At 59.4% G+C, this 10,998-nt stretch carries 10 protein-coding genes and 1 pseudogene; 8 read left to right on the forward strand and 3 right to left on the reverse strand.

Annotated elements, in window-relative coordinates; all coding sequences use genetic code 11:
- Nucleotides 1-1,778 (reverse strand): matrixin family metalloprotease (locus tag ACR0KX_RS20960; protein ID WP_480708768.1); only part of this gene is annotated, 1,778 nt, incomplete at its 3' end.
- A gap of 438 nt (nt 1,779-2,216) precedes the next feature.
- Between ACR0KX_RS20960 and ACR0KX_RS20965 the strand changes: the two genes are divergently transcribed.
- From ACR0KX_RS20965 to ACR0KX_RS21000, 8 genes are all read left to right on the forward strand, one after another.
- The gene (locus tag ACR0KX_RS20965) at nt 2,217-3,335 is read left to right on the forward strand and encodes a CobW family GTP-binding protein (RefSeq protein ID WP_170622099.1); all 1,119 of its coding nucleotides are present in this window, start codon (nt 2,217-2,219) and stop codon (nt 3,333-3,335) included.
- Nucleotides 3,336-3,339: 4 nt separating this feature from the next.
- Nucleotides 3,340-4,554 carry a CobW family GTP-binding protein gene (locus ACR0KX_RS20970; RefSeq protein WP_170622098.1) on the forward strand — a complete coding sequence of 405 codons (1,215 nt, stop codon included), beginning with the start codon at nt 3,340-3,342 and terminating at the stop codon, nt 4,552-4,554.
- The gene (locus tag ACR0KX_RS20975) at nt 4,551-5,183 is read left to right on the forward strand and encodes a DUF1826 domain-containing protein (RefSeq protein ID WP_170622097.1); all 633 of its coding nucleotides are present in this window, start codon (nt 4,551-4,553) and stop codon (nt 5,181-5,183) included. The genes ACR0KX_RS20970 and ACR0KX_RS20975 overlap by 4 nt, the downstream gene beginning before the upstream one ends.
- A gap of 2 nt (nt 5,184-5,185) precedes the next feature.
- A complete protein-coding gene (locus ACR0KX_RS20980) occupies nt 5,186-5,443 on the forward strand; it encodes a DUF6525 family protein (RefSeq protein ID WP_170456802.1) in 258 nt (85 codons plus the stop codon).
- Nucleotides 5,444-5,609: 166 nt separating this feature from the next.
- A complete protein-coding gene (locus tag ACR0KX_RS20985; protein WP_170622096.1) occupies nt 5,610-6,779 on the forward strand; it encodes an iron-containing alcohol dehydrogenase in 1,170 nt (389 codons plus the stop codon).
- 139 nt (nt 6,780-6,918) lie between these two features.
- Nucleotides 6,919-8,490, forward strand: coding sequence for a caspase family protein (locus ACR0KX_RS20990; RefSeq protein ID WP_170622095.1), 1,572 nt, complete (start codon nt 6,919-6,921; stop codon nt 8,488-8,490).
- Nucleotides 8,460-9,161: a hypothetical protein gene (locus ACR0KX_RS20995; RefSeq protein ID WP_170622094.1), complete on the forward strand. Its 702-nt coding sequence runs from the start codon at nt 8,460-8,462 to the stop codon at nt 9,159-9,161. The genes ACR0KX_RS20990 and ACR0KX_RS20995 overlap by 31 nt, the downstream gene beginning before the upstream one ends.
- 11 nt (nt 9,162-9,172) lie before the next feature.
- Nucleotides 9,173-9,574, forward strand: coding sequence for a hypothetical protein (locus tag ACR0KX_RS21000; RefSeq protein ID WP_170622093.1), 402 nt, complete (start codon nt 9,173-9,175; stop codon nt 9,572-9,574).
- A 66-nt stretch (nt 9,575-9,640) separates the two neighbouring features.
- Here ACR0KX_RS21000 and ACR0KX_RS21005 read toward each other — a convergent pair whose 3' ends face one another.
- Both ACR0KX_RS21005 and glyA read right to left on the reverse strand, forming a co-directional pair.
- Nucleotides 9,641-10,618 (reverse strand): HpcH/HpaI aldolase/citrate lyase family protein, encoded by a 978-nt coding sequence (locus ACR0KX_RS21005; RefSeq protein WP_170622092.1) that lies wholly within the window; start codon nt 10,616-10,618, stop codon nt 9,641-9,643.
- An 18-nt stretch (nt 10,619-10,636) separates the two neighbouring features.
- A pseudogene (glyA, locus tag ACR0KX_RS21010) lies at nt 10,637-10,998 on the reverse strand (serine hydroxymethyltransferase); the annotation flags it as partial.

A 10,998-nucleotide genomic window follows, 5' to 3' on the forward strand; every position in this document is an offset into this window, starting at 1 on the left:
CCGATCTGGTCCCCTCTCCACGTCACTTCCGTGCTGCCGTCGATCAGGTAAACCCCACGCGTCGACGACGCCAGCGTTGTCGCGCCGTCATCTTCAACGGTCGTCGTGACATGACCAATTGTGCCATCATTGTTCAGATCAACGCCGTAGAACACCTCGACATCGACAACATTCGCAATCGGGCGACCGCTCAAACGCGCGCCCTGATCGTCAAGCGTCCACTCCGCGTAACGGCCATCGTCATTGCGCCAAAGAATAAGGTATCCTTGGCCATCGTCTTCAACTTGAATGGCCGTCCAGCCAACGAGGGAATTCTCCCCCATAACCTGACCATTGAAAGTAACTGCGACATTCGAACCCGGACCACCGATCAGGTAGATACCTTGCGCGGCGTGTTGAAGCGCGGTTCCAGTCGTTTCGACGTCCGAGATCTGAGTTGCGTTCGTCAACTGAGTAAGGTTGTAGCCCAGATTTCCATTCGAAAACTCGAAACGCTCCACGTCGCTGGACACTGTAAAGGTTCTGCCGGTGATAACGTCCAGAAACTCGTAGGTACTGCCATTGTTGATGAACAGATACTTGCTGATGGCGCTTACGAATCTGACCGTATCAGTGCCAGTTCCACCCGAGAACGAACCTGTATTGTTTCTGACAATGGCGACGTCGTTACCGGATCCACCGTTTACAGTGTCTGCGCCGGATCCATTGGCGAGGTAGATTGTATCGCTGCCGCCACCGCCGTTGATCGTGTTGTTGTTCGATCCGTTGGAGGCTGAAAAAAAGGTGTCGTTGCCGCCGTTACCATTCAGAGTGTTTACGGCGGCATTGCCAAAAATGGTGTCCTTCCCAGATCCACCCGATGCGTTTTCGATAACAACACCGGCCGCAATCGTGAACCCGCCTTTTACGCCCCCAACATGAGACACGCCGCCGCCGCCCGTAGACGAATAATCAAGGGTGGCGGGTCGCAAATCGATAACTGTGATCCCACTGCCAGAATAACGGATTGTATCGGATCCGCCTGTGTCCCAAATGGCCTGATACCCGACGCCGCTGGCGTTGCTGGTGGCCAGATCGTACGTATTGCTTCCCGAGTTGTACGAATTGTTCGCGCCGTACATGTTTTGCAGCGCAGCAATATCCAGCGCACCCAATCCTGTAGCGCCACCCCATTTGGCGTCCACCGGCAGAATTCCGTTCTTGGAGGTCCAACCGTCATTGTAACTCATGACGGTGTAGACACCCTGGTTCAAACCCGATGCTCCGAAAGAATCGAACGGTCCTGTGACGCCGCGCATGACTGTTGTACCCAACCCTGAATCGTGCGGGTGAGCCAAGCCAAGTGCATGGCCCAGCTCGTGCAGCAGAGTCGTGAAAAAGTAGCCTCCGGCATCACCGTTCCCACCTGGGCCTGCATCCCAGTAATCCGTGCTGAAGGCACCTTCGGAGGGGTTATTTGAGGGCGTATAGTGATACCCGAGCGTATACGGGGAATCGAAGAAGTACGGGTTGGAATTCGGTGCAAGAACCTCGTAGATATCGGGATCCTGCCAAATCGAGACTTCTTGAAACTTAACGTTGGCTACAGTTTCAAAGACAGCCAGAGCCTTTTTGAAATCGTCTTTGTAGGCATTCGTCCAAGGGCTAGAGCCTGCGTATTGATGAAAACTGTAGGTAATCGTTGTCGTCGTATTCGGATCACCGTTACCATACGCGCGGGTTCCTTGGATCGCGCTCAGTGGAGACGACGAAGGAGGAGTTGAAATATTAACAACCATTGTAAGGCCCTAAAAAATTCTTTGGACAAGAAGATTCATGTCCAAGTTGTCATTATTGTGGCGAGGCTCTCGCCTTAAGCGAGAAATTGATCTTTTGGTTAAAGGATGTCCAGTGCGTGTCACCTTGACACTACTGACTGTGGCCTCTTCTCAACAACAAAGAGCGGGCGGTCGACAAAACCCGCGCACCTAATCTGCATGCGGAGAATACCTAAACCATAACAAATACTTATATCTTACATACGCCATTAGTTCAGTATTGAAGAGGCGGCCTGACCCACCTGAACTTCAATTCACACCCATTTTCTCTGTGGCATCTTCCTAAGTCAAAGGCGCATGATCAAGGCACTTTGACCCTATCGCCCTGCGCCATCTGGACACTCGAATTATTTTCCCCTAGTGATGTAATGTTATTACATTTATCTCACGCCCATGTTCATGACTCACGCCTCAAAGACCACGCCAAACCCGACCAATGATCTGCGCGTCCCAGTGACATTGCTCACCGGGTTCTTAGGGGCGGGTAAGACGACACTGCTTAACCGAATTCTTGCGGAGTCCAGTTCGGGACCCATTGCGGTGATCGTGAACGAGTTCGGCGAGGCGGGTCTGGATCACGATCTGATTGAATCGGTGGACGGCGACGTGATGCTGATGTCATCCGGCTGCCTGTGCTGCTCAATCCGCGGGGATCTGTCGGACACGTTCGTCAAGCTGCTTGCCCGGCGCGACGAAGGCATGCTGCACTTTGACCGGATCGTGATTGAAACCACGGGCCTGGCCGATCCCGGACCGATCCTGCAAACGCTTTTGGTCGATCCATATCTGGCGCGGAATACGCGGATGGATGGCATCGTCACCGTTGTGGACGCCGTCAACGGCCCCGGGACGCTGGATGCGCAATTCGAGGCCGTCTCGCAAGTTGCGCTGGCCGATCTGATCGTGCTCAGCAAGACGGACCTTGTTTCTGACACTGAATCAAAGGCCGTGACCAAACGACTCCGTGACCTGAACCCGACCGCCAGCATCATGCGCGTTTCGGAACGCGATTTCAGCGCGGCCGGGATGTGGAACCTGACAAGCATGCGCGACACCGCAGGCCAACAGGACGCATTGGCCTGGACGACACCCAAAGAAAATGAGGATCCTCTTGGCAACCTGTCCGGGCTGCTGCCGGGCTCGGCGGACAGCCCCGTATCGACGACCGAGTTTCGCCGTCATGACACCGACATAGCGTCCATTTCGATTGTTCTGGACGCGGCCTTGGATGACGACCTTTTTGACAAGTGGTTCGACACTCTGATCGCCCACAAAGGCAAGGACATCCTGCGTGTTAAGGGCATCCTGTTTCTGGACGGGATCGAGACGCCATTTGCGTTCCACGGGGTCCAACACATCTTTGATCCGCCTGTCCCGATAAAGAACTGGACCGGGGAAGACCGCCGCACCCGCATCGTGTTGATCGGGCGCAACCTGAACCGGCCCGAGATTCAGCGCAGCCTCGATTTGCTGCGCAAACCACATCCCACAGACACCCAAAACCCCACGGAGCTTTAAGGCAATGACCGATACCCGACTTCCCGTCACCGTCCTGTCCGGTTTTCTCGGCGCGGGCAAAACCACATTGCTGAACCGTGCCCTGAACAACCGCGAAGGCCGTCGCGTCGCCGTGATCGTCAATGACATGTCCGAAGTGAACATCGACGCGGACCTGGTGCGCGCGGACACGGAACTCAGCCGCACCGATGAAACACTGGTCGAGATGTCAAACGGCTGCATCTGCTGCACCCTGCGCGATGATCTGCTGCAAGAGGTGCGCCGACTGGCTGAAGATGGCCGCTTTGACTATCTGCTCATCGAATCCACCGGCATTTCTGAACCGCTTCCGGTCGCAGCGACCTTTGATTTTCGGGATGAGCTGGGCGAAAGCCTGTCCGATGTTTCGCGGCTGGATACGATGGTGACGGTGGTGGATGCGGTGAACCTGCTGCAGGACTTCTCCAGCCACGATTTCCTGCGCGACCGGGGTGAGACCATGGGCGAGGAAGACGACCGCACGCTGGTCAACCTGCTGGTGGAACAGATCGAATTTGCCGATGTGGTCATTCTGAACAAGGTGGCCGATGCCGGGCCGGACCGAACCGATGCCGCGCGCAAGATCATCCGCAGCCTGAACGCCGACGCGCGCATCTTCGAGACCAATCACTCCGACGTGGCCGCCGAGGCCATTCTGGATACAGGTCTGTTCGATTTCGAGAGGGCGCATGAGCATCCGATGTGGGCCAAGGAACTTTATGGGTTTGCGGACCACGTGCCTGAGACCGAGGAATACGGCGTTACCAGTTTCGTGTACCGCGCGCGTCAGCCCTTTGAGCCCGAAAAGATCCTGAAAGTGCTGAATGGGGACCTGCCGGGTGTGATCCGCGCAAAAGGGCATTTCTGGCTGGCCACGCGTCCGAACTGGGTGGCCGAGTTTTCCATGGCGGGCGCGCTGTCTTCCGTCAAACCTTTGGGCACGTGGTGGGCTTCGGTCCCGAAAGAGCGGTGGCCGGATCATGAAAGCGCGCGCGAATATATGCAGGCCCATTGGTCCGAACCCTGGGGTGATCGGCGGCAAGAGATTGTGTTCATCGGCTCGGGTATTGACTGGCCGGTATTGAAAGTGCGGTTGGACGACTGTCTGGTCCCCGAACATCTGGCCTCGGGTCCCGAGGTCCTGCCACTGGACTTGCCTGACCCCTTCCCGGGCTGGCGACGCGAAGGGGAAGCGGCGTGACTTTGGCACATACCGAGATCAGGAATGCCGCAATCGGCGTTGGTGTTGCGGACAGGCCCGAAGACCTGTCCGTGATCCGTAAACCCGGCTGTGCGGCAGCGATTTGGCGCAGGCAACCGCCGCTGGGGTTTCAGACCTGGATCGACGGTCTGCATCCCGATCAGTTGCCTGCCACACGCATGGTGCTGCGCCCCGGTGCAGTAAAAGAGGCCGTTCAGCATCTTTGTGACATCGCAGGTACTGAGGAAGGTCCCGAACGCACATGGCTGATCGAGGACATCGCCGACCTCTCGGCCCGGTTTGCCGGGATCATGCGCGCGCCATATCTGCGCGTGCGCCTTGGCGTCGTCACCACAAACGCCTGCCGCAAGTTCCACATCGACGCGATCCTGGCGCGACTCATTTGCACCTATCGGGGAACCGGCACGCAATATGGCATCTCGTCCAATGGGGCAGAGCCGCAAAAACTGTTCACCTTGGCAACGGGGTGCCCCATGGTGATGCGCGGCTCGCGCTGGCCCGAGACACCGGCTTCGGGGTTGTTGCATCGGTCCCCACCCATCGAAGGGTCTGGGGAAACACGATTGGTTCTGGTGCTGGACCCGGTTTTCGATACCGAGGACGCATAAGAATGGCGGGCAATCTGGGCCAGACGAAACTGAAAAAACGCCGGCGGCGGGAAGATCCCATGCGCGAGTTCGACCGGCTGCCCCCGCCTTTGCGTATGTGGCTGGCAAACGCGGCGCTGCCCTGGCGGCCCCGGTCCGTTCGCCGCGCCTATGACCGCGCCTTGTCCCGCACCGGCGATCCACAGGTTGCGTTGCAGGAACTGGATCGCCTGCAGGACCAGCAATTGTCGAAAGACGGGTTGCAGGGCGCGGCCTGCTAGCCGCGCGCCCATAGGCTTCCCGACAGACAATAAAACTGTGAGTTTCGCGCCACACACCCACTGGCTTGGCGGTTCTCGTTCATGCGGACAAATTCGGCGCTTGCGCCGTGAATGACTGCTCGTCAAAGATGCTTGCAAAAGGCGTCACTTATAGAACGAGGTTGCAATGCAAACGTTTAACATTGGCCGGGTGCCTCCGCTGACTTTTGGGGCCGGACGTTTGTCGAAGGTTCCGGATATCGTGGCGAATTTGGGCGGCGGTCCGGTGCTGATCATCGCGGACACCATTCTGGCCGACCTCGGTGTTACGGACCGGCTGACGCAGGAATTGGCTGCAAACAACGTGCCTTTCGTTCTTGCCGCAGATGTCGCGGGTGAGCCCAAGGAAACTCTGGTTGATGACCTGTCGGCCAAGGCGCGGGAAACCGGGGCCACAAGCGTTATTGGTCTGGGCGGTGGGGCAGCCATGGACACGGCCAAACTTGTTGCGGCCATAGCCAACAGCCAAAAACCGGCGCGCGACTTTGCGCTGGCAGCGCAACCGTTGCCGCAGGACGGTCTGCCCGCAATCGCGATCCCGACAACGGCCGGAACCGGGTCCGAGGTCACGCGCACATCGATCGTGTCCACGCCTGAGGGATTGAAGAACTGGTATTTCGGCGAGGAATTGATGTTCGCACAGGCCGTGCTGGACCCCGAACTGACGCTGAGCCTGCCGCCGCACATCACGGCCTGGACCGGCATCGACGCGGTCGCGCACGCGCTTGAAGGGGCAACGGCACGTTCAACCAGCCCCGCCGGTCTGCTCTATGGTCTGGAAGCGTTGCGCATTCTGTCGGACGCCCTGCCCCGCGTGGTGGCAGACGGGTCTGATCTTGAGGCGCGCGGACGCGTTCTTTGGGGCAGCACCGTCGCCGGTTTGGCCCTGCACAATTGCAACACGCATATGGGGCATAATATCAGCCATGCGCTTGGGTCATTGGCACGGGTCCACCACGGACATGCAACCGGTCTTGCGCTGGAGGTCAGCCTGCCTTGGCTTGTCGCCCGACCGGACGGGGCCGAGAATTACGCCCTGGCAGCCCAGGCCCTTGGAGGACCGGCTGCGGCAGAGGCACTGCCCGACGTTTACATAGGCCTGATGCGCGCCTGTGGCATCGCCGCAGAACTGCCTTCTGTCTGTGCGGGTCTGACGGATGCTGACCTTGCCGCAGCCATGAAAATCCCCGCAAATCACTCCATGTCGCAGAACTCTGCCTGCCCCGTCTCGGATCACGACCTTGACGAAATGGCAGCCTTGATGATGCGCTTGCCGGTGGCCTCGGCGGCGGCTTAGGACACGAGGTTAACTGACCGGTCATGTCGTTTGATACCGCGCGGGCAGAACGCGGACCTATGGTAATTTGGCCATTTGTCTTTGCCCTGTCCTATTGCGCCAATTGTTATTTGAAAGCGCCATGCGCTAACGTAACGGCATGCCCGTAGCCCGCCCGTTCTTTGCACTCAGCCGCGTTCTGACCATTGCCCTGCTTGGTTTGGTCTTCGTGGCCGCGCAGGGACATGCCTCGACCCGCGTGGCGCTTCTGATCGGCAATTCGAATTATGCCTCGCCGGACATGGCGCTGCGCAATCCTGTGAATGACGTGGCCGCGCTGGGGTCGGCCCTGACCGAGCTGGGTTTCAGCGTGATCCGGGCGACCGACCAGAACGTCGCCGGGATGGAACAGGCACTGGATCAATTCGGCACCGCCGCCAAAGGGGCCGAGATGGCGGTGTTCTTTTACGCAGGCCACGGCGTTCAGATTGGCGGCGAGAACCATTTGATTGGCACCGATTTTGCGGGCAGTGATGTGGCCGCACTCAGACGCAGTTCCCTGACGCTGGACAGGGTGCGCGACGTGATGTCCAAAGCGGGGCCGGATGTTGGCATTCTGCTGCTGGATGCCTGCCGCAATAACCCGTTTTCCGACAGTGGTATGGTCGCACAAGGGCTGGTTCGAATGCGCGGCAGCGCGGGCCTGCTGATCGCCTATGCGACCGATCCCGGCAACGTGGCCTATGACGGGCTGGGTGACAACAGCGTCTTTACCACCGGCCTTCTGGACCATATTGCAACGCCCGATCTGGACGTGCGCCTTATGCTGGGACGGGTGCGGCAGCAGGTCGTGCTTGAGACCGAAGGGCGCCAGATCCCGTGGGTCGAAGAATCCGTGCTGGACGAACACAGCTTTGCCCCCGGCCTGCCCCTGGACGCACCGCAGGATACAACGGCGGCGGATCTGGCGCAGTGGCGCAGTATCTCGTCCAGTTCGGATGCCCGCGTGTTTGAAAACTATTTGCATGAATACCCCGATGGTCTGTTCGCGGCCTTCGCAAAGGACCGGATCGCCGCACTTAAAACCGGATCATCCGGATCCCTGGCGACATTGGGCGCGTCATTGTCCGAAGCCAACCCGGAAAAACTGGCGACCGCGCTGGTGGCCCTTGGACACCTTAGCGACGGGCAAACGCGCGATCTGGGTCCGGCGCTGGACAGCTATCGCCGCCGCCTGCCCGCGCAAGAGACCGCCTCGGCCGAGCGACTGTATGAGGATGCCGCACAAGTGTCGGTGTTTCTGGCCGCAACCACATTGCAACGTCTTCGCACCGACCTTGTTGCCCTGCGCAGTGTTGAACGCACACTGGCCATTGCCGAAAACGCGCTGGGACAGATCGAAGAGATTGCCCGCTCGAACCCCGACGCGCTGCCGGTGCTGCAGCAGGCGCGCAATGACGTGTATGACATCTACCGATCCCGAGGCATCATCCTGCGACGGCTGGACCAAAGCCGCAGCTACTACGACGAAGTCCTCAGACGGTCTGTCGTCTTTTTTCCACCCGATGTTGATACCTCGATCATCAGCGCAGCATCGGGATCAAACTCGCTGGGCCTTGCAAGCGCCCAGCTGACAGATGACGCCGCCTTGTTCCTGCGCCATGTTGCGCAGGCCGAGGACAGCAAAAAAGGGAGTTACCAATGGCTGGCCGATCTCATACCCCCCGAATAAGCGCAGCTGTGCTTGCCGTGTCGCTGGCCCTTTCGGCCTGTAGCGACACCAGTCAAACCGCTGCTCCGCCTGCGGGCACTGGCGGCTCGACTCAGGCCGAGGCCGATCTGGCGAAACAGGCGGCGGCGATGCAGAAGACCATCCTGCAAGGGGCCGTTGCAGGGGGCGTTACCGGCGGGGCCATCGGCTTTGGCATTGGTGACAGCGACGATATCGGCACCGGGTTTTCCATCGGGTTGGGCGCTGGCGCCCTTGCGGGAACCTATGTGGCATTTGTTCAGCGCAACTATGCCGGGCGCGAGTCCCGGCTGCGGCAAATCAAGAAGGACCTCGACCGCAACGCGTCGGAAATGCAGACGACGATCAGTGTAATGAATCAGGTTCTGGCAGCGCAAAAGGCCGAGTTGGATGCGTTGAACGCGCAGGTCGCCTCGGGCACCGTGGATCAGGCCGCATTGCAGCGCGAACTGGCCGAGGCAAACGGCAACCTGACACAGATGGAGCTGGCCATCGACGGGGCCACCAAACGACAGGCCGAGTTCAACGAGGCGCGTAACCTGACCATATCCCGCGGACAGACTGCTTCGCCCATCGATGGCGATCTGGCGGCTTTGTCCAATCAGATAACCCAGATGCGCGGCATCGCGGGCGATCTGGCCTCGTCACTATGAAAGGTGTGACTATGCTCCGCCTCGCCTTACCTTGTGTGCTTCTGGCCGCTTGCCAGACAACCACCGACCCTGCCGAAGGCGGGTTCTTCTCGGGCGTCTCGGGGATCGCGACGGGGGCTTATGACGATCGGATCACCGCCGCCGAGGGCGAAGTTGCCGAGGCCCAAGCCCGGAATGACGCATTGGCCGCGCAGATCCGGGCGTCGGAATCCGAATTGGCGCAGTTGAAGCTGAGGATCCTGCAACAGCGCGACGCGCTTGGCGGTGCTGATCCAGCCACGGCAGCGCGCATTGATCGGGTTCTGAACGCCACTCCCGGCGGTGCGACGTCTGATGCCAAGCTTGCCGCCCTGCAACGCAGCATCGCCGAAGCCCGCGCCCTGAGCAGTGATCTGGCGAAACTGTCCGGGTAACGAGATGGTGCTGGATTGGTGTGGCGACCGTAATTCTGGTCGCCAGTACCTGACCCAAGCAGTCATCTAGGCGGCTGCGATCTGCCCGGCCTTTTCCACCAGCACCTCGGCTTGACGGATCGAGGCATAGTCGATCAGCCGCCCGTCCAGTGACACCGCGCCTTTACCTTGTGCCTCGGCCTCGGCCATGGCGACAAGAATGCGTTGGGCCTTGGTCACCTCGGCGTCCGAGGGCGACATGACCTCGTTTGCCAGGGCAATCTGGCTGGGATGAATGGCCCATTTGCCTTCACAACCCAGAACCGCCGCGCGTTTGGCTGCTGCGCGATATCCGTCGGGATCCTGAAAATCGCCGAAAGGTCCGTCGATGGGGCGCAGTCCGTTGGCCCGCGCCGCAACGACCATTCGGGCCAAAGCATAGTGCCACATGTCGCCCCAATGCGTCGCCCGCCCACCTTCAGAATCTGCATCCGTCAGAACCGAGTAATCCGGGTTCACGCCGCCAATGATCGTCGTGCGCGCGCGGGTCGATGCCGCATAGTCCGCAACCCCAAAATGCAGGCTTTCATTGCGTTTCGAGGTTGCCGCGATCTCGCTGACATTCTGCATCCCCAGAGCGGTTTCGATGATGTGCTCAAATCCGATGCGTGTCTTGTAGCCCTTGGCATCTTCGATCTGCGTGACCAGCATATCGACCGCATAGACATCTGCCGCCGTGCCCACCTTGGGGATCATGATCAAATCCAGCCGCTGACCCGCCTGTTCGACCACATCAACAACATCGCGATACATGTAATGCGTATCCAGACCGTTAATGCGCACCGACATGGTCTTGGTGCCCCAATCGATATCGTTCAGCGCCTCGATGATGTTCTTGCGGGCTTGCTCTTTTTCGTCAGGTGCTACGGCATCTTCGAGATCAAGAAAGATGACGTCCACGTCCGACTGTGCGGCCTTTTCGAACATGCCCGGTTGGCTGCCGGGCACGGCCAGTTCGCTGCGGTTCAGCCGGGCGGGGGCTTGGTTGATGTTATGAAAGCTCATGAGTTTGGGTCCTTCGTCTTATATGTTCGGATAGATGGGGAACTTGGCGCAAAGGTCTGCGACCTCGGCCTTGACCTTGGCCTCAACCGCGCTGTTGCCGTCTTCGCCATTGGCGGCCAGTCCGTCGACCACTTCGATGATCCAGTCGGCGATCTGGCGGAATTCGACCTCGCCGAAGCCGCGCGTGGTGCCCGCAGGGCTGCCCAGACGGATGCCCGACGTGATGGTCGGCTTTTCGGGGTCAAACGGCACGCCGTTCTTGTTGCAGGTGATATGCGCCCGGCCCAGAGCCTTTTCGGTGGCGTTGCCCTTGACGCCCTTGGGGCGCAGGTCGACCAGAACCACATGGGTGTCGGTGCCGTGGGTCACCGTGTCCAGAC

The sequence above is a fragment of the Ruegeria sp. BG5 genome, from assembly GCF_056538425.1.